Annotated in this window: 18 protein-coding genes; 11 read left to right on the top strand and 7 right to left on the bottom strand. The window is 55.0% G+C overall.

Annotated features, from left to right (window positions below; translation table 11 throughout):
- Nucleotides 1-105 precede the first annotated feature (105 nt).
- Nucleotides 106-972 carry a sulfate transporter CysZ gene (gene cysZ, locus Y017_RS02220; RefSeq protein ID WP_011588230.1) on the bottom strand — a complete coding sequence of 289 codons (867 nt, stop codon included), beginning with the start codon at nucleotides 970-972 and terminating at the stop codon, nucleotides 106-108.
- A 435-nt stretch (nucleotides 973-1407) separates the two neighbouring features.
- Here cysZ and smc point away from each other — a divergent pair, with 435 nt between their 5' ends.
- From smc to Y017_RS02195, 5 genes are all read left to right on the top strand, one after another.
- The gene (gene smc, locus Y017_RS02215) at nucleotides 1408-4908 is read left to right on the top strand and encodes a chromosome segregation protein SMC (protein WP_035458547.1); all 3501 of its coding nucleotides are present in this window, start codon (nucleotides 1408-1410) and stop codon (nucleotides 4906-4908) included.
- Nucleotides 4909-4963: 55 nt separating this feature from the next.
- Nucleotides 4964-5884 (top strand): cell division protein ZipA, encoded by a 921-nt coding sequence (gene zipA, locus Y017_RS02210; RefSeq protein WP_011588232.1) that lies wholly within the window; start codon nucleotides 4964-4966, stop codon nucleotides 5882-5884.
- A 246-nt stretch (nucleotides 5885-6130) separates the two neighbouring features.
- Complete coding sequence (gene ligA / locus Y017_RS02205; RefSeq protein WP_035458546.1) at nucleotides 6131-8464, top strand: NAD-dependent DNA ligase LigA; 2334 nt, start codon at nucleotides 6131-6133, stop codon at nucleotides 8462-8464.
- Nucleotides 8461-9042, top strand: a complete 582-nt coding sequence (locus Y017_RS02200) for a transglycosylase SLT domain-containing protein (RefSeq protein WP_011588234.1) — start codon at nucleotides 8461-8463, stop codon at nucleotides 9040-9042. The genes ligA and Y017_RS02200 overlap by 4 nt, the downstream gene beginning before the upstream one ends.
- Nucleotides 9043-9173: 131 nt before the next feature.
- A complete protein-coding gene (locus Y017_RS02195; protein WP_035458545.1) occupies nucleotides 9174-9602 on the top strand; it encodes a hypothetical protein in 429 nt (142 codons plus the stop codon).
- Here Y017_RS02195 and Y017_RS15510 read toward each other — a convergent pair.
- Nucleotides 9592-9720, bottom strand: coding sequence for a hypothetical protein (locus tag Y017_RS15510; RefSeq protein WP_255346554.1), 129 nt, complete (start codon nucleotides 9718-9720; stop codon nucleotides 9592-9594). The two genes, Y017_RS02195 and Y017_RS15510, sit on opposite strands and share 11 nt — an antisense overlap.
- A gap of 53 nt (nucleotides 9721-9773) precedes the next feature.
- Here Y017_RS15510 and Y017_RS02190 point away from each other — a divergent pair, with 53 nt between their 5' ends.
- Nucleotides 9774-10679 carry a PhzF family phenazine biosynthesis protein gene (locus tag Y017_RS02190; protein WP_231483333.1) on the top strand — a complete coding sequence of 302 codons (906 nt, stop codon included), beginning with the start codon at nucleotides 9774-9776 and terminating at the stop codon, nucleotides 10677-10679.
- Between the two features lie 240 nt (nucleotides 10680-10919).
- Here the strand turns inward: Y017_RS02190 and Y017_RS02185 are convergent, their stop codons facing one another.
- The 3 genes from Y017_RS02185 to Y017_RS02175 all read right to left on the bottom strand — a co-directional run bounded on the left by Y017_RS02185 (nucleotide 10920) and on the right by Y017_RS02175 (nucleotide 14123).
- On the bottom strand, nucleotides 10920-11984 hold the full coding sequence (locus Y017_RS02185; protein WP_011588237.1) for a 3-deoxy-7-phosphoheptulonate synthase: 1065 nt from the start codon (nucleotides 11982-11984) through the stop codon (nucleotides 10920-10922).
- A 583-nt stretch (nucleotides 11985-12567) separates the two neighbouring features.
- The gene (locus Y017_RS02180) at nucleotides 12568-13488 is read right to left on the bottom strand and encodes an SDR family oxidoreductase (protein WP_011588238.1); all 921 of its coding nucleotides are present in this window, start codon (nucleotides 13486-13488) and stop codon (nucleotides 12568-12570) included.
- A 164-nt stretch (nucleotides 13489-13652) separates the two neighbouring features.
- Entirely contained in the window at nucleotides 13653-14123 is a 471-nt protein-coding gene (locus tag Y017_RS02175) for a MaoC family dehydratase (protein WP_035458544.1), read from the bottom strand.
- A gap of 566 nt (nucleotides 14124-14689) precedes the next feature.
- Between Y017_RS02175 and Y017_RS02170 the strand changes: the two genes are divergently transcribed.
- The 5 genes from Y017_RS02170 (at nucleotide 14690) to Y017_RS02150 (ending at nucleotide 19698) form a co-directional block, all read left to right on the top strand.
- Nucleotides 14690-15379 (top strand): histidine phosphatase family protein, encoded by a 690-nt coding sequence (locus Y017_RS02170; RefSeq protein ID WP_035458543.1) that lies wholly within the window; start codon nucleotides 14690-14692, stop codon nucleotides 15377-15379.
- A gap of 93 nt (nucleotides 15380-15472) precedes the next feature.
- Entirely contained in the window at nucleotides 15473-16681 is a 1209-nt protein-coding gene (locus Y017_RS02165; RefSeq protein ID WP_011588241.1) for an acyl-CoA dehydrogenase family protein, read from the top strand.
- Between the two features lie 84 nt (nucleotides 16682-16765).
- Complete coding sequence (locus tag Y017_RS02160; protein WP_035458542.1) at nucleotides 16766-17803, top strand: phosphotransferase family protein; 1038 nt, start codon at nucleotides 16766-16768, stop codon at nucleotides 17801-17803.
- A 116-nt stretch (nucleotides 17804-17919) separates the two neighbouring features.
- The gene (locus Y017_RS02155; protein WP_035458540.1) at nucleotides 17920-18684 is read left to right on the top strand and encodes an SDR family oxidoreductase; all 765 of its coding nucleotides are present in this window, start codon (nucleotides 17920-17922) and stop codon (nucleotides 18682-18684) included.
- Between the two features lie 243 nt (nucleotides 18685-18927).
- Nucleotides 18928-19698: an SDR family NAD(P)-dependent oxidoreductase gene (locus tag Y017_RS02150; protein ID WP_011588244.1), complete on the top strand. Its 771-nt coding sequence runs from the start codon at nucleotides 18928-18930 to the stop codon at nucleotides 19696-19698.
- A 233-nt stretch (nucleotides 19699-19931) separates the two neighbouring features.
- Here the strand turns inward: Y017_RS02150 and Y017_RS02145 are convergent, their stop codons facing one another.
- Nucleotides 19932-20873 carry a metal-dependent hydrolase gene (locus Y017_RS02145; RefSeq protein ID WP_011588245.1) on the bottom strand — a complete coding sequence of 314 codons (942 nt, stop codon included), beginning with the start codon at nucleotides 20871-20873 and terminating at the stop codon, nucleotides 19932-19934.
- A 216-nt stretch (nucleotides 20874-21089) separates the two neighbouring features.
- Nucleotides 21090-22514: an aldehyde dehydrogenase family protein gene (locus Y017_RS02140; protein WP_035458538.1), complete on the bottom strand. Its 1425-nt coding sequence runs from the start codon at nucleotides 22512-22514 to the stop codon at nucleotides 21090-21092.
- Nucleotides 22515-22844 lie beyond the last annotated feature (330 nt).

The following is a 22844-nucleotide window of genomic DNA, read 5'->3' as shown; positions in this document are numbered from 1 at the left end:
CCTTTGTGTATTGACACCTTCACTGTTACACAATCGCCCATCTTCCCACGGTGCGAACCCGAGCCTTGGTCAGCAAAGTCCGCTTATTAAAAGCGGACCCACAGTTTAGGGCTCTACCCGATTGCCCTGCGGGCGATTCTCTTGCTGCGCAAGTTGCGTGCTTTGCAAGGGAGCGCCTACGGCGTTAATGGTTTGCTGTGAGCCGGGCGATGGGGTGCTGGGCGCCAGTTGTTCCACCCAGATTAGGGTCCCCGCGATTACGGCCACAGGCATGATGAACAGGTTCACCAGCGGGATCATGGTTAGGGCCATGACGATGGCGCCGAAGGTGAGCACTAGCCAGCGCTTTTCTTTTAGCCGTTCTAGCATCACCTCAAAGGGCACCTGGCGATTGTCGGCGCCAAAATCGATGTACTGCATGCCCAGTAACCAGCCAGACCACAAAAACCAGATGGCTGATGCCAGTACGTTGACCACCGGAATAAAGTAAATCACTAAGACTACAAACAAAATCAGCACGGCGCGCCATAGCCAATACCAGGTTTTACGCAGTTCCCGTTTGAAAGTACGCAGGATCATGGCGGGGATAGATTCGTCGTTCATGGGATGGCCGGTGATTTGGATATCCACTTTTTCTGCCAGAAAGCCCATGAAGGGCGCGGCAATCAGCTGCACACCGATGGAAAACACGCTGGCGAACAAACCAAGCAATAAAATCCACACCAACACCACTGCGGCATCGATCAGGAAGTGTAGGGCGCCATTGAGGAAACTCCAGAAGCCGGTTAGCACCCAGTCTGCCGTGGCGGCGGTGATCCAGCCTGCAATCCAACTACCGCTGAGCCAGTACAGGCCTCCGAAAACTAAAATGTTGAAGATCAGCGGGATAATTACATAGCGTCGCAGTTCTGGGCTGCGGGCCAGTTTTAAGCTGCGGGTTAGGTAGGTAATGGCATCGGCGATCTGGGACACGACTAATCCTTGGCGGTTAAAAGCAGCTACACGCTACAAGCCCCGCGCTGCAAGGTAAAGACGTGGGCGTTGTGGCTAGCCATGCTTGCAGGTCGGTGGTGGCAGCAGTAGGTGGAGCAAACGGTCTTTGGCGGCTTATTTACTTGCCTACTTGCTTGGGGCGGTGGCGCGGTGAATCGCTCATGCTGTTTATCTGCTTACCTTCTGCGCTGTTTATGTGCCTATGGATAAAATCGGAATACGGAGCGGTAGGCGATGTTTTGCACTTCTTTGCAGTGCGCTGGGGTTGGGATGCGATATAACCCGGTGTGGTGTGGTTATTGTAATCTCAGCGTCTCGGCGGATGAATTCGGGCCGGGTTGTCGCTAGACTTAGCTCTTTCATTATTGGCGCCCCTAGGGCGTTTGCCGTTGCCGGCGTAGAGACAGCAATCGTATGCGACTGAAATCAATAAAACTGGCTGGGTTTAAATCCTTTGTGGACCCTACCACCACCTATTTTCCGGAAAACCTCACCGCGGTGGTGGGGCCTAACGGGTGTGGCAAGTCCAATATTATTGACGCGGTGCGCTGGGTCATGGGGGAATCTTCCGCCAAGCACCTACGTGGTGAGTCCATGGCGGACGTGATTTTTAACGGTTCCAATGCCCGCAAACCCGTAGCCCAGGCGTCTATTGAGTTAATTTTTGATAACTCCGACGCCACCGTCACCGGTGAATACGGCAAATTCAACGAAATCTCCGTGAAACGCCAGGTCACCCGGGATGGCCAGTCCAACTATTTCCTCAACAACACCAAGTGCCGGCGTAAGGATATTGCCGATATTTTTTTAGGCACCGGTCTGGGACCGCGCAGCTACGCCATTATCGAGCAGGGCATGATTTCCCGGTTGATTGAAGCCAAGCCGGAAGAGCTGCGGGTGTATATCGAGGAAGCGGCGGGTATTTCTAAGTACAAGGCTCGCCGCCGCGAGACCGAGAACCGCATTCGCCGCACCCGCGAGAACCTAGAGCGACTGACTGATATCCGCGATGAGCTGGCACGGCAAATCGAACGCCTGAGCCGCCAGGCCAGTGCGGCGGAGAAGTACAAGCAGTATAAAGAGGAAGAGCGACTGAAAGGGGCCCAGCTCAAGGCGTTGCGCTGGAAAGGGCTGGATGTGCAGGTTAAGCAGCTGGACCATGTGATTGGCGAGTTGGACGTATCCATGGAAGCAAAAGTGGCGGAACAGCGCCACGTGGATGCGGAAGTAGAACGTTTGCGCGAGAAGCACCACGAGGTGCAGGAGCGCTTCAACGAAGTGCAGCAGCATTTTTACGCCCTGGGCGCAGAAGTGGCGCGCCTAGAGCAGAGCATCCAGCATCAGCGTGAGCGCAAGCAGCAATTGTACGAAGAGCTGGACCAAGTTCGTGCCAGCTGGAAAGAGGCGGATGCACACCTGCGCATCGACAGCGAGAAAGTGGCTGAGCTAGACGCCATTCTGGCGGAGCGTGAGCCGGAACTGGAAATGGTCTGCGAGCAACAGGAAGCCTCCAGCGAAGCGCTGGCACTGGCTGAAGAGACTATGCAGCGCTGGCAGCAGGCGTGGGAAGAATTTAACGGCAAATCCGGCGAATCCCGCCGTCAGGCGGAGGTGGAGCAGTCCCGCATTCAGCATCTGGATAAATCCCAGGAGCGTTTGCGCGATCGGATTGACCGGCTGAAAAAAGAACAGGAATCCCTGGACGCCGGCCCGCTGGCCCAGGAAATGCGCGAGCTGGAAGAGCAGGTTGAGCAATATCGCGGGCAGTCGGAAGAAAACGAACTGCGCAGCGAATCTCTGCAGGAAGAGATCAACCAGCTTCGCCGGGCTAACGGTGACCGGGGTCGCCAATTGGATGAGGCCCGCGAAAAGCTGCAAAGCCTGAAGGGCCGACGCAGCTCCTTGGAGGCTCTTCAGAAAGCGGCCATGGGGGATGATGGCGCGGTCAGCGATTGGCTCACCCGCCATGAGCTGGATGATGAACCGCGGCTGGCGGACCAGCTGCAAGTGGCCGAGGGCTGGGAAAAGGCGCTGGAAGCGGTGCTCGGCGATAGCATTCAGGCGGTGGCGGTGAGTGGTTTTGAACAGCTCAACGACTGGTTGGACGACCTGTCCCACGGCCGCCTGGCGCTGGTTAGCCCGGGGGCGGTAAAGGCCACAGCCGGTAGTAAGGCGACACTATTGCGCGACCATGTTGAAGGTCAGGCACCGGAAGGCCTGCTGGCAGGGGTCTATGTGGCCGATAATCTGGACGCGGCGCTGACCCTGCGCAGTCAGTTAGAGGCCCATGAATCCGTGGTTACCCGTGACGGTATTTGGCTGGGGCCGGATTGGCTGAAAGTGGCGAAAGAGGAAGACCAAGAAGCCGGTATCCTCGAACGCCGCCGCGAGTTGGAGGCGTTGGTCGGCGAGATTGAGACTCTTCAGGCCACCGTGGATGATCTGAAAGAGCAGCTAGAAAGCACCCGCGAGCAAATTTCCGAGCTGGAAGAAGAGCGCGAAGAGGTGCAGCGACAAGCGAGCCGAATTAACCGAGAGCTGGGTGAAATCAATGCTCAGGTGAGTGCCCGTCAGGTGCGTCTGGAGCAGATTACCATGCGCCGTGAGCGTCTCGGCCGAGAAATGGACGAGACCAACGAGCAGCTGGAGCAGGAACAGGAACAGCTGAAAGAAGCCCGGGCGGTGCTGGCCGAAGCGCTGGACGCCATGGAAACCGATAGCGGTGAGCGCGAAGCGTTGCTCACCCGTCGGGACGAATTGCGTTTGAGCCTGGATGAGTCTCGCCAGAAAGCCCGCCAAGATCGTGACCGGTCCCATCAGCTGGCTATGGAGGTGCAGGGTGCTCGCACCCAAGCGGATTCGCTGCGACAGAATTTGAGTCGCCTGGAAGCTCAGGTGCAGATGATGGCCGAGCGCAAGGCGCTGCTCGAAGAGCAGACCAACGAAGGCGACGAGCCGGGCACCGAATTACAGATGCAGCTGGAAGAAAAGCTGGAAGTGCGCCTGGAAGCCGAGCACAAGCTGGCCGAAGCTCGCCGTGAACTGGAAACCGTGGACCATGAAATGCGTAACCTGGAAGGCCAGCGCGGCCAATTCGAACGCCAGGCCCAGGAAGTGCGCAGCACCATGGAGCAGAAGCGGATGCAGTGGCAGGACCTGAGCACCCGACGGCAAACCGTGGCAGAGCAGCTGGCCGAGCAGAACTTTGACCTGGATACGGTGCTGGAGAACCTGCCGGACGAGGCGGATGAGCAGCAGTGGGCACAGGAAATGGACATGATTGGTCAGCGGATTTCTCGCCTGGGCCAGATTAACCTGGCGGCCATCGACGAATACCAGCAGCAATCCGAGCGCAAGAACTATCTGGACAGTCAGAATGACGACTTGGAAGATGCCTTGGGCACCCTGGAAAATGCCATTCGCAAGATTGATCGCGAGACCCGGGCCCGTTTCAAAGAATATTTCGATCGCATTAACCGTGGCCTGCAGGAGCTATTTCCGAAAGTTTTCGGGGGTGGCCATGCCTATTTGGAACTCACTGGCGATGACCTGCTTGATACCGGTGTTACCATTATGGCGCGGCCCCCGGGTAAGCGAAACAGCACCATTCACCTGCTCTCCGGTGGGGAAAAGGCGCTGACCGCGCTGTCGCTGGTATTCAGTATCTTCCAGCTTAATCCCGCACCGTTTTGTCTGCTTGATGAGGTTGACGCGCCGCTGGATGACGCGAATGTGGGACGTTTCTGTAACCTAGTGTCGGAAATGTCTGCAAAAGTGCAATTTATCTACATCACACATAACAAGATTGCGATGGAGATGGCTGCTACTCTGATGGGTGTCACTATGCATGAGCCAGGGGTTTCCCGTCTGGTATCAGTGGATGTGGAAGAAGCGGCCGAAATGGCGGCAATGTGAGGAGTCGGTGCCGTTGTAATAGCGGTGCTTCAGCACAAGCAAGGAAGAAGAGGCGATGGGCCTGAACTTAGAAACATTGATTGGCATTCTGGTTATTTTGATCCTGCTGATTCTCGTCGACGGTATGCGGCGGATGATTAGAGAGCGGCATGGGCGCCTGCGTATGCGCATTGACCCCCGTTACCGTGACCAACCGGAAGAAGAGGAAGACCGCGGCCATAACCCAGAGCTAATCGGCTCTGCTCGCGTGATCCGTCGTGCTATGGAAGAGGATCAAAAGGAACGCCCACCCATGGTAATGGAGCCGGATGAAGCGGCCGCAGATACCCGTACGGCTGAACAGCAAAGCCTGTTCGAAGCCGAGCAAGGATCGGCGCCTCAACCGGGGGGGGCGCCCGAGCCCCAGCCAGAGGTTGCCCCGGCCCCTAACCCGTCGGCAGTAGAGCGACAGCCAGAATCGACTCCCGAACCTCGTGAGGCGCCTCGCCAAGAGCCACGGATAGAGCCTAAGGCCGCACCGAAAACGCCCCGCGAGCCTCAGCCCGTGCTGGAAGTGATCGTGGTACACCTGATTGCCCACCGTGGTGCGCCTTTTGACGGTGGCGCTTTACTGCGCATGCTGTTGGAAGCGGGGTTGCGTTATGGTCGCATGAATATTTTCCATCGCCATGTAAGTGTGAACGGTGCCGATGATTTGCAATTTTCCATGGCCAATGCGGTTGAGCCCGGCACTTTTGATTTGGATACCATGGAGAGCAAGACGTTTGCCGGGGTGACATTCTTCCTGAAACTGCCGGGGCCTACTGATGCCAGGAGCGCATTGGACAAGATGCTGTCTATTTGCCAACGGCTGGCTTCGGAACTGGATGGTGAACTCAAAGATGAACAGCACAGCGTATTGACCCCGCAGACCATGGAACACCTACGTCAGCGCGTGCAAGAATTCGAACGGCGCCAACGGGTGCCGAGCGTGTAAAAGCAGTTGAACGTTTAACGTTGAAAAGCAAAAGCCAAGCCCTATCTTGGCGCTTTAGGGGGCGTGCAGCGTAGATTGTCGGATCTCAACGGTACTTGTATTTTTGGGTTCTTGCTGCGCCCTTGCTGAAAATCGCTGGCATGGCCTTTCCAATAACGAGGCGACAGCCCGCGTTTCAACGTTAAGCTTTACGCGTTCAACGCACCCCGCCTCTTCAATCACTAAACTCTCACTGCTGCGACCACTGTGACGAATAACAACGATCCTTCCCAGCAAGCACAATCCCTCCGTGATCAGCTTAACGACTGGTCCTACCGTTACTATGTTCAAGATGACCCGGCGGTGCCGGATGCGGAGTACGATCGGGTATTTCGCGCACTGAAAGACCTGGAAGCGCAATACCCTGATCTAGTTACCGCAGATTCGCCCACCCAGCGGGTGGGTGATGTGCCGTTGGATGCGTTTGAGCAGGTGCAGCATGAAGTGCCGATGTTGAGCCTGGACAATGCCTTCGATGATGAGGAGCTACGGGCCTTTGATAAGCGTATTCGTGAACGCTTGGATGTGAGCGAAATCATTGATTACGTGGCCGAGCCCAAGCTCGACGGGTTGGCGGTGTCGTTGCTTTATGAGAACGGTGAGTTGGTGCGGGCGGCCACCCGCGGCGATGGGCAAACCGGTGAGAATATTACCGTGAATGCCAGAACTATTCGCTCGGTGCCTCTTAAACTGCGTGGCAATGATGTGCCTAAGCGGTTGGAAGTGCGCGGTGAAGTGGTCATGCCCCACGCTGGCTTTGAGGAGCTTAATGCTCGCCAGCAAGCGGCTGGGCTAAAGCTTTTTGCTAACCCTCGTAATGCCGCGGCAGGCAGTTTGCGGCAATTGGATTCTCGCATCACTGCCAGCCGCCCGCTGGAATTTTATGCCTACTCCATGGCCCAGCTGGAAGGCTGGGAGCATCCGCCTACCCATTCGGCCATGCTTGATGCATTACGCGACTGGGGTTTACGTGTAAACCCGGAGATTCGCGTTTGTCACGGGGTAGAGGCCTTGCTGCGTTTTTATCAGGGCATCTTGGAAAAACGCGAGCATCTGGATTACGACATTGATGGTGTGGTGTACAAGGTAAACCGCTTCGACTGGCAGGATGACCTGGGCTTTGTTAGCCGGGCGCCGCGCTGGGCCATCGCCCACAAATTTCCCGCCCAGGAAGAGCTCACCGTGCTGAACGGTGTGGATTGGCAGGTAGGCCGTACCGGGGCGCTGACGCCGGTGGCGCGGTTGGAACCGGTGCACGTGGGCGGGGTGATCGTTAGCAATGCCACGCTACACAATATTGATGAAATTCAGCGCTTGGATATTCGCATTGGCGATACCGTGGTGGTGTACCGGGCCGGCGATGTGATTCCCAAGGTGGTGCGGGCACTGCCAGAGCGACGTCCGGCAAATGCACAAGGCATTACTTTGCCGTCGTCGTGCCCGGTGTGTGGTAGTGAAATTCTGCGTGGCCATGATCAAGTGGTGGCGCGCTGTACCGGCGGCTTGATCTGTGGCGCTCAACGGCGTGAAGCCATCAAGCATTTTGCCTCCCGCCGGGCCATGGATATTGATGGGCTGGGTGACAAGCTAGTGGATGCGCTGGTGGATCAGGAGCTGATTACCACTGTGGCCGATCTGTACCGCTTGAAAGCCGAGCAGGTGGCGGGCCTGGAGCGCATGGGGGAGAAATCGGCGGATAATCTTATTGCGGCGCTGGAAGCCTCTAAAACCGTGGGGCTAGGCCGCTTCCTGTTCGCGCTTGGGATCCTACAGATTGGTGAAGAAACCGCCAAGAATCTGGCTGACTGTTTTGGCGATCTGGATAGCATTCGCCATGCTCCGTTGTTGTTGTTGCTGGCGGTGCCGGATGTGGGTCTGGAAGTGGCCAAGGCCATCGGTGCTTTCTTTGCCGAAAGTGATAACGAGGCGGTGATCGACGGTTTGTTGGCGCAGGGGGTGAGCCCACAGGCCAGCGGAGTACCGTCTGCTGCCTTTGTGAACAGCCTGACATTGGCGCAATTGTTAAAGTCCGCCAAGCGATTGGGCATGAATCTTGAAGGGATTGGTGACAAGTCACTGGACATCTTGGGTAGCCATTTCCCCACGGTCGCTGAATTGAGTGCGGCGGCGGCTGAAGGGGCCGGCGCCGAACCCGAGGGCGTACGCTCCGGGGTTATGACACAGCTGGCCAAGGCGTTGGCGGAAAATGACTGGCGAGGCCGGCTGCAGGATGCGGAAAAAAAGGTTGCTGATATGGCTGCCCGTGCCCCCCAGGAAATGGAAAGTCAGCCTTTAGAAGGGCAGACCTGGGTACTGACCGGGACGCTTGAGCAGTTTACCCGGAATCAGGCTAAACAGGCCCTACAGCAGCTGGGCGCCAAAGTGGCTGGGTCGGTGTCTAAAAATACTCGCATGGTGGTGGCAGGTGCATCTGCGGGCTCCAAACTGGCGAAAGCGGAATCGTTGGGCATTGAGGTATGCGATGAAGCTGCGCTACTGTCCCTATTGAACCAGCACGGTATTGATCCGGGAGCGTTATGAAAGTCTGGCTAACCCTGCTTTTGGTAGTACTATTTCTGAGTGGCTGTGCTGCCACACCGACGCATACAGATAATGTCTGTGCGGTGTTTGATCAGCGGGGGGGCTGGTTCAATAACTGGTACAAATACGCCAAGAACACGGAAAAAGAGTACGGGGTGCCGGTGCCCGTGCTGATGGCAACGATCTACAAAGAGTCGGGCTTTAATGCTAGAGCGAAACCGCCGCGCACCAAGCTACTGGGTTTTATCCCCTGGAAACGCCCGTCGTCGGCCTATGGCTATCCTCAGGCGCTGGACGGCACTTGGAATTGGTACAAAGACGCCACCGGTCGCCGTGGCGTAAAGCGCAATGATTTCAAGGATGCGGTGCGATTTGTCGGCTGGTATCACTACCAGAGTTACAAGAAAAATGGCGTGGCCCGTAACGATACCTACAACCTTTATCTGAACTACTACGCCGGCCACGGCGGCTATGCCCGCGGCACCTGGAAAAACAACAAATGGATGAAAGGCGCCGCCCAGCGCACCGCCTCCATGGCGAACCGATATGAGCAACAAATGCAGGGCTGTGGAAGGTAATAGCGACAAGTGATGGGTTTGGAATGCTAGGAAAACTCCCTGCCTTATGACGGGGTTTGATTTGAATGGTGCTTGATTGTTACTTGTCGCGGTAAGCTAGAGTTTGTAGCTGATTTTCCCTGGGGTGTTTTTTGGATAATGAATCCATCGTTTACGGCTGCATTAAGCATTTACCGTTTGGTAATTTGCAGGAGCGTAAGACGAGTTGTTTTCAAAACCGCAAGGCCATTCGGCAATTACCGCAGGCAGACGAATGGCCGTTTCTGTGTCGGGAAATGTTTTGCGTACCCGGAGACGACTTGATGGGCGGCACCTTCCAGACTCAGGTGATTCATTTCGGTATGTCTTACCGTGCGGTGGAGTACGAGTGGGAGCACTGGATCGCTAAATTTGAATCTCTGCTCAAGAATATGTACTGGGTGAATGCGGTGGTGCACTTGGAAACTGAATTGTCCGGGTTTCATACCTTCGTGTGGGATAGTGCCGACGCATACCACGCACCCTCTGATGCGCCTTTACGGGTGCGCTGCGAATGGGCCCGAGAAGGCGTTATTTCCTGAATCTTTGCTTCAACGCTAAGGCCTGCTTGAGTGCCTGCTTGAGTGCCTGATTAGAGCCTTCCGCCTGCGCAAATAATCTTTTTCCATTTGCCATTATTTCCTCTCTTGCTGATTGCATTCTTTTTTCCTTGCTGCATAGTCAAGTGAGAAAATCATAAAAAGGTGAGGATGATGGCTCTCAATTATTCATTGCTTGATGTATTTGCTGGTGCACCATTTCAGGGCACTCAGGTGCCAGTGGTGATGTTGGATTCGGCCAACAGTAGTGATGCCAGTAAAACGGCTATTGCCGGTGAATTTCAGCAAACTGAAACCGTGTTTATCGAGCCGGGAAATGATGCTTCGCCGGTGACGGTGTTTAATAGTAAGGGTAAACAACTATTCGGTGCCCACACCATTCTGGCAGCGTCTTATGTCGCTTATGAAATGGGGCTGACAAAAGATGAAGGGGAATTTGCGTCGTTCCTGCTGAAACAAAATGAGCAGTTGATTGAGAGTTTTATTGATAAGGGCGATAGCTCGCCGGGGGCGATTCAGTTTGCGCGAGTGCTGAATCCGACAATCGACCGCTACACTCCGGAAGTTCCTCGTTTGGCGGCGGCGCTGAACATTGACGAAAAACATATTTCGTTCAGTAAGTACAAGCCGATGGTGGTGAGTGTGGACAAGCCCACGCTGATCGTGCCCTTTACTAAACCGGAACACGTACTGGCGGCGAGCCTTAACCCGGATCGCTGGTCGGATCTGTTCGGTGGTGTTTATACCTCGGAGCTTTTTCTATTCGCTCCGGGAACCATTACCGGGTTTACGGAATTTCATGGTCGGTTGCTAAACCCCTCGCTGCCCCGTGATGCGTTTCCGCCGATTGGTGCGGTGATGCCGGAGTTTATTGCCTACCTGGCAGAACAGGGCGAGACGGCGCCCGGTACCCATACCCTGTCTGTGGATCGGGGTAGCCATGAAACCCGTAAAAGCATTCTCCATGCAGAATTCGATAAGCGCCCGGGCAAAGAGGTGCGCTGCCGCATTGGCGGTAACGTGATCAAGATGGGGACGGGGTCACTGCTGTATTCGTGACCCTGAGCTTATTCGTTACCTGAACGATTTTTCAGGTAGACGATGAACGCCACGGTGGCGATGACAGTAAGAAACAGCACGAAGGCTGTGATCAGTTGGTCGAGGGTCAAATTACTGAGCATGGGGCTTCCTTGGTGTATAGGTGAAAATGTATTTTCAAATTAGCATGGTCGCTAGCGTGTTGCATGGCCAGTGACTGCCAGGCCTCTCCTGCAATGGCAGGAGGCCCGGTGTTTGGTGTTATTCAATCGCGCAGAGTGCGGCGCGGGTCTTGTCCCAGCCTAGGCAGCCATCAGTGATGGACAGGCCATGCTGAAGCGGTTTCCCTTGGCCTTGTTTACCGTCGTGGAGATGGCTTTCCAGCATGATTCCGGCGATGGCGGTTTGTCCTTGAGCTCGTTGTTGCAGCAAATTTTGTAGCACAGCAGGCTGGCGTAACGGGTCTTTACCGCTGTTGGCATGGCTGCAGTCCACGATCAGGCGTGGGTTACAGCCTTTGTTCTTGAGGGCGGCAGTAGCGCGCTGCACGTTGTTGGCATCGTAGTTGGGCCCGTCGTGGCCGCCACGCAACACCAAATGGGTATCCAGATTGCCGGCGGTTTGTAGCAGCGCGCTGTGGCCGTGTTCATCCATGCCTAAGTGGGTGTGAGGATGGATCGCCGCGCCCATGGCATCACAGGCCACGTCAATGCTGCCGTCAGTGCCATTCTTGAAACCCACAGGCAGAGCCAGGCCGCTGACCATTTCCCGGTGGATCTGGGATTCTGTGGTGCGTGCCCCGATGGCGGCCCAACTAAGCAGGTCGCCTAGGTAATCTGCAGCCATGGGGTGCAGCAGCTCGGTGGCAAGCGGCAGGCCTAACCGGGCTAAGTCCAGCAACAGGTGGCGGGACACATTCAGGCCAGTGGCGATATCATTGCTGCCATCTAGATGTGGGTCGTAGAGCATGCCTTTCCAGCCCACAGTGGTGCGGGGCTTTTCCACGTAGGCTCGCATCACAATGAAGACTTTGTCGTCCAGCTGAGCCGCGAGTTCTGCTAGACGGTGCCCGTATTCCAAGGCGGACTTAGGGTCGTGAAGTGAGCATGGCCCGGTGATTACCAGCAGACGTGAATCTTTGCCATTGAGAATATTGCGAATCGTCTGACGGTGCTGCTCAATGTGTGCGGCGAGTGCGGTATTCACCGGCAAGCGCTCACGCAGTACCGCAGGGGAGGGCAGCGGCTGGCTGCGGCGTGGGGTCGCCTGGCGCTCTTGGATTAGGCTAGCGGCGTTTTCGATATGTTGTGTGCTTACCTGTTGCATGGTGTTCCCTTATTGCGGCGGCGCGTTATCGTCGCGCGTGATTCATCGATCGCTGTTCTGTGCTGTGCAGGTTAGGCCAGCGGCTAAATCGGGTTGTCAGATCGTTCGGTTGATAGCGATACATGTTACTGGCCTCTTGGTGCTGTCTGTTGTTTGCGGCTGTATATCAGCCAATAAAAAACCCCGGGCGGGTTACCGGCCGGGGTTGGATGTGTTCGGCAGGCGTCCCTTAGCTAGCGGGCGCGCCTGAGTATCAATCAGGCGCGCGAGCGGCTAAACCAATACCCGTAATATGACGCAGCAGACACCGCCATACCGGCCATCAGGCCAGTCAGGGTGCGTGTGTTGAACTGTGCTGCGTGCATAGTTATGTCTCTTGAATGTGCTTCATTTAAGGCTAAAGAGTAGCGGTAGCTTGAGAGAGGTGCAAGAGGCTAGGCCCATGTTGCACGATAGCCGCTGACTATTTTTTATATGGCATGGTTTGCGGGCCCACAGTAATCGCTGCGCTGTAGTCCCGCCAGGGTTGAGTGGGAGGCGGTTGTCCTCGCCTCCCACTCGGTAATACTGAGTGGCGTTTGATTCAGCCCAGCTTGATGCCCTTGGCTTTGGCGACCATGGTTAGAATTTTGGTTACGTGGTCGCCACCGGTCATTATTTCGCTCGCGTTATCCATATTGCCGATTTGTTCAAAGTGGGCGGCAATACCATCCGCATTGCGCTCTTCGTCATTCAGGTAAACGCCTTCGCTTTCCATTATACGTACCATGGCGTAGCAACCAGCGCCAGCCAGCAGGATGCGATGGGTAGGGGCTTCGTTGCTTGCCAGGAACAGCACCGCCGGGGTGATTTCCTTTGGCTCCAGCATGGCCAGCACTTTAGGCGGCATCAGGTCTTCAGTCATGCGAGTGGCGGCGGTAGGAGCAATGCAGTTTATCTTGATGTTGTACTTTTCACCTTCCAAAGACAGGGTGTTCATCAGCCCGACCACTGCCAGCTTGGCGGAGCTGTAGTTGGCCTGCCCGAAGTTACCATACAGGCCGGAGGCAGAGGAGGTCATGACGATGCGGCCATAGCCCTGTTCGCGCATGATCGGCCAAACGGCCTTGCTGCAGATTTCTGAGCCGGTGAGGTGAACCGCCACGACTTTATCCCAGTCGTCCTGGGTCATCTTGACGAAGCTCTTGTCGCGAAGGATGCCCGCGTTGTTGATGAGCACATCAATGCGACCCCAGGTATCCATCACCTGTTTTACCATGGCTTCGACCTGAGCCATGTCGGAAACGTCTGCACCGTTGGCAATAGCGTCACCACCGGCAGCCTTGATTTCTGCAACCACTTGCTCGGCGGCTTCACTGGAACCACCGCTACCATCGCGAGCGCCCCCGAAATCATTCACTACCACTTTGGCGCCGAGTTTAGCCAGTTCCAACGCGTGGGATTTGCCCAGGCCATTGCCCGCGCCGGTGACGATGGCCACCTGATTATCAAAACGGATTGTCATGGGTTATCTCTCTAAATTTTTTGAGTTGAAAAGTGCAAAATTCAAAGTTGAAACGCAAGTAACGGCATTGTCGAGTGACGGGCTGTCACGCCGTGAAACAGGCACTAATGTGCGGAATGTTTCAGCTTAATAGCGCGTTCTCTTGCGATTTAAACGTTGAACGTTTAAATCGGTACTACCGCCAGGCTTAACCACTGCGCCATCAAGGCAGGCTTTTCCTGACCTTCAATTTCAACTTTGACACCGTGGCGCAGCTGCCATTCTTGGTCGGAGCGCTGCTTCACTTCCATCAAAGTGAAGGATCCTCGAATCTTACTTCCTTCGCGGACCGGGTTCATGAAGCGGACCTTGTCGAAGCCATAGTTGATGCCCATGACTTGCCCCTTGATGGTAGGCAGTACGTCCATAGCCATGGCCGATAGCATTGACAGAGACAGAAAGCCATGGGCAATGGTGGCACCAAAGGGGCTTTCCTTGGCGGCGCGCTCCGGGTCGGTATGGATCCATTGCGGGTCTTCGGTGAGTTCAGCGAAGCCATCGATGCGTTGCTGGTCGACGGTACGCCACTGGGATGTGCCAACGCTTTTGCCAATGTTCGCCTGCAGCTCTTCAAGGGTAGTTTGCTGTTTGCTCATAGTGCTTTCCCGTTGGTGGCCCGGTAAGTAGCAGCCGAGATCCACTCTCCAAAATGTCTTTTAGAAGAAGGAGTATGTGGGTGACCTAATCAGTCGTAAAGGATGAAAGGCGCCATTAAGGGCGAAAAATATGTCATGGCTTGCTGTGTGGCCAATGGTGTATCTCTGACGCTATTTTAAACATTAGAAGCAAGCGGTTTTTTAGGAAGAAATTATTAATAAACAATAGCCTAGGGTGGCCGGTGAGAGCGATTCTGATGGGCTTGCATAACACATACCGCTGAGCAGCGTGACCCGTTAACCGGCAGCTGGCGCGCTGCCTCTCCTAAACAAGCTCATCTCCTCTGGGCTTGGTTACCCCGCCGTTCTGCTCTTCGAGGCTGGCCCCAAAATATTGTGGCACTTTCGATAACAGGACATAGAACTTCAAAATTGCAGCCTCTGTGTCCTGAAGGGGGGGGGCATAATGAATGGTGTTTATTCACAGGGATGAAGAATATCAATTTCACTAACTAATGGCGCTAATCTAATCTGGTTGAATATTATTTTGAGCCGAGGATACACGCATGGCCCAGTTTTACCTTGTCCGCCACGGGCAAGCATCGTTCGGTACCGATAATTACGATCGCCTTTCCGAACTGGGTCACCAGCAAGCTCGCTGGCTGGGTGAGTATTTTGCCGAACGGGATATGGGCTTTGATGCCCTTGTGTGCGGTGATCTGGTACGGCATCGGGAAACGGGAGCCGGTATTTGTGAAGGCCTGGGTGTGGCCTTACCCGAAGACATTCAGTCCGGCCTTAACGAATTCGATTTCCAGTCACTGGTGAATGCCTACCTGGCTCAGCACCCGGACCAGGTGCCTAGCGAAGGTGCTCCGGTGGCGGCCTTTTACAAGGCCTTTTACAAGGCCTTGAAAACGGCCATGAAACACTGGCGAATGGATACGCTGACCGGCGATCTGCCGGAAAGCTGGCAGGGCTTCTCTGACCGGGTTGCTGCCGCCCGCGATCACATCCAGCAGCAGTACAACGATAAGGACCGGTTGCTGATTGTCAGCTCTGGTGGTGCCATGGCCATGTTCATCAAACATATTCTTGGCGCGTCGGATGAGGCCGTAGTGGAGCTGAATCTGCAGATTCGCAACAGTAGTGTGAGCCACGGTTTTTTTAATCAAAAGGTGGTGCGTATGGCTAGTTTTAATAACGTGCCGCATCTAGATCGCCCTGACCGTTTCGACGCGATCACTTACTACTAATTTTCGTGCTTTGTGCTCCAACCTTGTACGCGCTGCATCGCATTTAACGCAGCCACAAGACTGCAGGAGCAAACGGGTAATAGGGAGAGCGTCATGGATTTTCAGTACACAGAAAAAATGCAGACATTGATCACTCAGGTGCGTGATTTTATTAACAACGAAATCCGCCCGGCGGAAAACGTGTATTACGAGCAGCTGGCAAAGAGCCCGTGGGAAACGCCGCCGATCATGGATGAACTGAAAGAAAAGGCCCGAGCTAAAGGGTTATGGAACCTGTTTTTGCCTACAGAGTACGCAGAGTACAGCGCAGGCTTAAGTAACCTGGAGTATGCGCCGCTGGCAGAAGAAATGGGGCGCTGTCGTATTGCATCCGAAGCGTTTAACTGTGCTGCTCCGGATACTGGCAATATGGAGGTGCTGGCAAAATACGGCAACGATGCTCAGAAAGAACAGTGGTTGTTGCCGTTGTTGGAAGGCCGTATTCGTAGTGCCTTCGCCATGACCGAGCCGCAAGTGGCGTCCTCTGACGCGACTAATATCGAAACGCGTATAACGGAAGATGGCGACGATTACATCATCAACGGCCGTAAGTTTTATATCAGCGGCGCCATGCGAAAAACCTGCGAAATTATGATTGTCATGGGCAAGAGCAGCCCGGATAACCCCAACCGCCACCAGCAGCAATCCCAGATTTTGGTGCCTACCAATACCCCCGGGGTCAACATTGTTCGCCCGATGCAGGTATTTGGTTACAACGATGCACCCGAAGGCCATGCCGACGTTATTTTCGACAATGTGCGTGTGCCCAAGGCCAATATAATTCTCGGTGAAGGGCGGGGTTTCGAAATCGCTCAGGGGCGCCTGGGTCCGGGCCGGATTCACCACTGCATGCGTATGATCGGCGCGGCTCAGGAGGCGTTTGAGATGATGTGCAAGCGGGTAAACCAGCGTGAAGTGTTCGGTGCGCCCATGAGCAAGCAGGGCTCGGTGCGCGAAGATATCGCCAAATCTTACTGCGAGATTGAGCAGGCACGGTTGCTGACGCTGAAAGCCGCAGACGCCATGGATCGCTCAGGTAACAAAGACGCGAAGGATTTGATCGCTATGATCAAGGTGGTTGCGCCTAATATGGCGTTAAATGTTATCGACCGGGCGATTCAGATCCACGGTGCCGTGGGCTTGAGCCAGGATACGCCGTTGGTTCACTTCTTTAGCTACGCGCGCACTCTGCGTCTGGCCGATGGCCCGGATCAGGTGCACATGATGCAGTTGGGCCGGAACATGGCTAAACAATTCGCCTGATTTCAGGTGTGGCCCGCAGCGTCAATCGCGTTCTGGGTGTTGCTTTTTGCGCAGCAGAAAAAAGAAGAACAGTAGGAGGGCTCCATGTCCCAGATAGATACACAGAAACTGGCTGAGTATTTTGAGCAGCATATCGAGGGCTTCAAGGGTCCCATTGAAGCGGAGAAATTCGAGGGGGGGCAGTCCAACCCTACCTTCAAGATTACGGCCGCCTCTGGCTCCTATGTGCTGCGCCGTCAGCCGCCGGGCAAACTGCTCAAGTCCGCCCATGCGGTGGATCGCGAATTCCGTGTTATGGCCGCGTTGAAAGACACCGATGTACCGGTGCCCAATGTGCTGCACCTGTGCGAAGACCGTGATGTTATCGGCTCCATGTTCTATGTGATGGAGTTTTGCGAAGGACGCATTCTCTGGGATGCGGCGCTTCCCGAGGCGGGAGAGGGCGATGCCGCAAATGCGGCACGCCGCGAGATGTACTCGCAAATGAACCGGGTGCTGGCGGCCATTCACAGTGTGGACCTGGAGGCCGTAGGCCTGACTGATTACGGTAAGCCGGGCAGTTATTTTGAACGTCAACTCGACCGCTGGACCCAGCAGTACGAAGCGTCCAAATTGCAGGAAATTGCGGCCATGGATTCGCTGATCGCCTGGTTACAGACCCATCAACCAGAGGATGACGGCCAAGTGTCACTGGTGCACGGTGATTACCGCTTGGACAACTTGATGTGGCACCCGCAAAAGCCGCAAGTCATGGCGGTGCTGGATTGGGAGTTATCCACCTTGGGCCATCCACTGGCGGATCTGGCGTATCAGTGTATGGGTATGCGAATGCCTCAACGAGGCGCCAAGATGGCCGGTCTGCAAGGCAAAGACCGTACTGCGTTGGGTATTCCTACTGAAAAAGAATACGTGGCCATGTATTGCGAGCGCCGTGGTATTGCCCATATCGACAATTGGGAATTTTATCTGGCATTCAGTTTTTTCCGCCTTGCGGCCATTTGCCAGGGAGTCGCGAAAAGGGCTCAAGACGGTAATGCCTCCAGCAAGCAGGCCTCTCAAGTAGGTGCTCTGGTCGAGCCACTGGCCTCCATGGCCATGCAAATTATTAATGAAGGGGCATAAAGCCACGGCAAGCTGCAAGCGAAAAGGAAAGCCGGGCGGCAATGTGGCTACTGTGCTTTCGAATAGCCGCAGGCTATGGGGCTTGTGGCTTATGGCCTTTTTTCGGGAGAGAAATAATGAGTACCGATCTTTTTAATCTTGAGGGCAAGGTTGCTCTGGTGACCGGCGCGAGCCGGGGTATTGGCGAAGAAATTGCCCGCCTGTTGGCAGAGCAGGGCGCCCATGTGATTGTGTCCAGCCGTAAGATTGATGGCTGTCAGGTCGTTGCCGATGCCATTAAGGCAGACGGTGGCAGCGCAGAAGCTTTTGCTTGTCATGTGGGCGAGCTGGCGCAAATTGAAGCGGTGTTTTCCCATATCCGTAAGGTGCACGGAAAACTCGATATTTTGGTAAACAATGCCGCGGCTAATCCATTTTTCGGGCATATTCTTGATACCCCGGTGGACGCCTTCGATAAGACCGTGGATGTGAACTTACGTGGTTACTTCTACATGTCCGTGGAAGGGGGCAAGTTGATGCGCGAAAACGGCGGTGGCGCTATCGTCAATACTGCTTCGGTGAATGGTCTGACCCCGGGCGAAGGCCAGGGGGTGTATTCCATTTCTAAAGCTGCCGTGATCAGCATGACCAAGGCGTTTGCCAAAGAGTGTGCGCAATTCAACGTGCGAGTGAATGCGTTGCTGCCGGGGCTGACTAAAACCAAGTTCGCCGGTGCCCTGTTTGCCAACGAAGATATCTATAAACAGGCCCTGAGCCAAATCCCCATGCGTCGTCACGCGGAACCCAAAGAAATGGCCGGCACGGTCCTTTATCTAGTCTCTGATGCTGCCAGCTTCGTGACAGGTGAGTGTGTTGTGGTTGATGGCGGCTTTACGATTTAACACTCACGTTGCTATCAAACCGTTATAGGTCTTCGCTTTTAGGGGGCAAAACGCGGGTAGGGTGCTCCGGTGCTCTCGGTGCGGTGAGGCTAGGTAGATTTTTAGTGTATCTGCCTGTTTTCCGTTTTGCTGCCTTCGTTTGTGCCCAGATAAGGGAAGGCCTACAGCGGCTTTTTGTAAGCAGATGGATGCCCAAGGCGGGTCAAGAGTGTTGTTTTACCGCTTTCGGTGCAGGAGGAAGTAATGGATCCAATTCTCGATTTTACCGGCAAGACGGCGTTGATCACCGGTGCGGCCAGCGGTTTTGGCAAATTACTGGCACAAGAACTGGGTAAGCGCGGTGCCGCGCTGGTATTGGGCGATATCAATATGGATGCCCTTAACCCGTTGGCAGACACACTGGCTGAGCAGGGCGTTAAAGTTGCCGCACTGCGCTGTGACGTGTCCAGTGAGGCGGATTGTAAAGCCATGGTGGATGCGGCGCTGTCTCAGTTCGGTCACCTGGACTTGGCTGTGAACAATGCGGGTATTGCCCACGGTTTTATTCCGTTTACGCAATTGAGCGAAGAAGTGCTGGATCAGCAGATGAACGTGAACGTTAAAGGCGTGATGTTCGGCATGAAGCACCAAATCGATGCCATGAAGGTGGGCGGCGGCAGTATCGTCAACGTGAGTTCCATGGCGGGGTTAGGTGGTGCGCCTAAAATAGGGGCCTACTCGGCGGCCAAGCATGCGGTGATTGGGCTCACACGCACAGCAGCAGTGGAATATGCCAAGCGCAACATTCGCGTGAATGCGATCTGCCCGTTTTATACTCATACACCGATGCTGGATGAAGGTGAGCTAGCAAAAAACAGGGAACAGGTGCATGCCATGCTTGCCTCCGGTTGCCCAATGAAGCGACTGGGACAGCCCTCTGAGATTGTTGCAGCCATGCTCATGCTGCTGTCGCCGGCCAACAGCTATATGAGTGGCCAGGCCCTTGCTGTGGATGGTGGTGTATCCGCGTTTTGATTTGCCGTTTTGGGTTCGGCTTGTGGGCTTGTTTGAAGGTTAACGGGGGGGGGCTTTCGGCGTGTATGCGCCTTCTTTTAGGCTGGTTAGCAAGCTATGCCCCATTTGGGGCATAGTGCAGGCACTTTTGAAGGCATGTTGGTTGCCGTCGATTAAAGTGCAAAAAACGACGGCGCGCCAGCCGGAGTACCCTGAAGGCTATGTAAGCATACAGGGCGCTTTTCAACGGCTCTTTAGTGCGTTTTTTTACCTTTACCTTTGCGCTGGGTTGCCTGGGCATGTTGCTCGGTGAGCAGGCCGTTCGGTCCAAACAGTTTTTCTCGCCATTCCTCCAGTAACGCATCGGTGTCGTGCTGGGAAGGGTGGAAATCTCGTTTAAAGAAATCTAGGTACTGGGGCGTTAATTTGGTGAACAACCCTTTGCGACCGAACAAAAAGGTGAGGCCTTTCCAGTTACTTTTCAGATCAAACAGGCGACCGTCTGAGGCCAACATGCGTGCCTGGAAGGCGGCCATTACGGTGAAGAAAAGGACGGTGGTTGGGATCATAGCACCAGTACGAATGGCGTAGCTGCCGCTGACTTTCTCATAGACATCGTAGGCCACGGTTTTGTGTTCGTTTTCTTCCAGCGCATGCCATAACCACAGTTTTAACGTGGTTTCATCAATGAGTTTTTTCTGATGCTCGTCTTCACGTAGCAGCTGTTCAGCGATGATGGCAGTGTAATGTTCCAGGCACACCGTGGTGGCTAGCTGGAAAATTTTTGGGGTACGTTTTTGCATCAGGCCGATCAGTTTGCCCAGGGATTTGTCCAGCTTGTCCGTGGGGTAGCCGAATTTCATGCCCATATTGTTCCAGGCTTCATGCTCTTTACTGTGCATGGCTTCTTGGCCAATAAATCCGGCCACCTGTGCTTTCAGTGTGCTGTCGGTAATTTCTTTACGGTAATGACGCACGGAATCTACGAAGAAAGCTTCGCCTTTTGGGAACAGGGTGGACATGCTCAACCAGAACGCGCTCAGAAAGGGGTCGTTATCGTAGAAGTACCGAACGGATGTTTTGTCATCAAATTCAAAGTCGAGCCGACGGGGTGGAATATCCACGGTGGCGCCCAACGGCACTTTCTGGGCCTTCGCTTGGCCTGACTCAATGGTGGTGGATGCTGTTGTTGTCATGGTGTACTCCTGTCCCTGGCGGCAGAGTCGCCGCTGAATTCATACTGTTACATTACTCAATGTAATGAATGTTCAGGGTTAGAGTAGGTGAGGTAAATGGCATTTTCGCGCCCGGGTCGGGGCTAGAGGGCCAATCAGCCACGCTGAGCGTGCAATTGGACCCCCTCTGCGAGTGCACAAAACAAGGTTTTTGATTGTCCATTGAGGGCGAAGGCGTTAGCGGGGTAGGAACAGGGATTTGGTTTCCAGAAACTCTTCAAAGCCGAAGCGGCCCCATTCCCGGCCAATCCCGGATTGTTTGTAGCCACCGAAGGCGGCTTGTATATCCGGGCCCGCTCCATTGATATGGACATTGCCAGTGCGCAGGCGAGCGGCGATCTGTCGGGCTTGGGAATCGTCCCCGAACACATAACCGGAAAGGCCGTAGTCGGAATCGTTGGCGATGTCGACGGCGTTCTCGAGAGTGTCGTAGGGAATCATCACCAGCACGGGACCAAAGATTTCCTCTCGGGCAATGGTCATCTGGTTGTTTACTTCACTGAACACGGTGGGGCGGGCGAAGTAGCCTTTGTCGATACCCTCGGGCTTACCGGTGCCGCCGGCTACTAATTTGGCGCCTTCTTGTTGGCCTTTCTCGATCATGGTTTGTACCCGTTGGTACTGACGGCGGTTGGCGATTGGACCCATTACGGTCGCGTCATCGGAGGGATCGCCAACCACTATGGCGTCGCAGACTTGAGCGGCAATCTGTTCGGCTTGCGCTAGTTGATCCTCCGGTACCAGCATCCGTGACGGCGCATTACAGCTCTGCCCTGTGTTGGCCATCATTGCCCGCACCCCGTGGGTGACGGACTGTTCTAGGTCACAGCCTGGCAGCAAGATATTGGCGGACTTACCGCCCAGCTCCAGAGACACGCGTTTAATGGTGCTGGCCGCTTCCCGGCTCACGGATTCCCCCGCTCGGGTGGAGCCGGTAAGGGATACCACATCAATGCGAGGGTCACTGGATAGCAATGGCCCCACGGCGGCACCGTCGCCATAGACCATATTGAAAACCCCGGCGGGGAGATCCGCTTCATCAATAATCTGTGTGAGCAGGTTGGCTGACAGCGGGGCAAATTCACTGGGCTTGAGCACCATGGTGCAGCCTGCGGCCATGGCCGGAGCGACCTTGCACATGATCTGGTTCATGGGCCAGTTCCACGGTGTAATCAAGGCGCACACTCCTGCGGCTTCACGGCGAATTAGCGACTGGCCGACGGCTTCTTCGAAAGGGAACTCCCGCGCTATGGCTAGGGCGGTCTTCAGATGGGCAAGCCCCATAGGGGCCTGCACCTTGCTCGCCAAAGTGATCGGTGCGCCCATTTCCTGGCTAATCGCTTCCGCCATTTGGGGTAGATGAGCCTGGTAAGCTTCCAGTATTTTTTCCATGTACCCCAGCCGCTTTTCCAGCGGCAGGGCGGACCAAGAGGGGAAAGCTTGGTGGGCGGCGGCGATGGCTGCATCAATATCCGCGGCTTGGGCCAATGGCAGGGTGGCAATCTGTTCTTCATTCGCAGGGTTGATAACGGCGTGGGTAGTGGCTTCCTCTGTGGGAGAGACCCAACGGCCGTTAATGTAGAACTGCTGCAACGTGTCCATGGAGAGGTCCTTTTGTTGGTCTTCCATTGAGTATGGAAGGTCAACACTACAATAGTGGCATGTAATTTTAAAAAACGGTGTTGGTTCTTCCCTGCGGAATTTGGGCCTCGCCTGAAAGAGGTGGTGTGGCAAGTGGATAAGATGATGCGAGGCCGCAGCTGAAAATGGGCATGCGGTTGGTGTGCTAGCGTCAGCGAAACAGAAAATGAACATGAGACTAGGAGTGAAGCTCTGCGTGCTGAGAGACTTTCCCGGGGCGATGCCGATGCCTGATTGTATGTGGGCTGCTCTCTGTAGAGGTGGCTTCATGCGGTGTGCTGAGCACGCGGC

Origin of the sequence: Alcanivorax sp. 97CO-5 (assembly GCF_000524665.1) — a bacterium.
GTDB lineage: Bacteria > Pseudomonadota > Gammaproteobacteria > Pseudomonadales > Alcanivoracaceae > Alcanivorax > Alcanivorax borkumensis.
The sequence above is the reverse complement of the archived record's forward strand: the minus strand, read 5'-3'. Positions and strand labels throughout refer to the sequence as shown.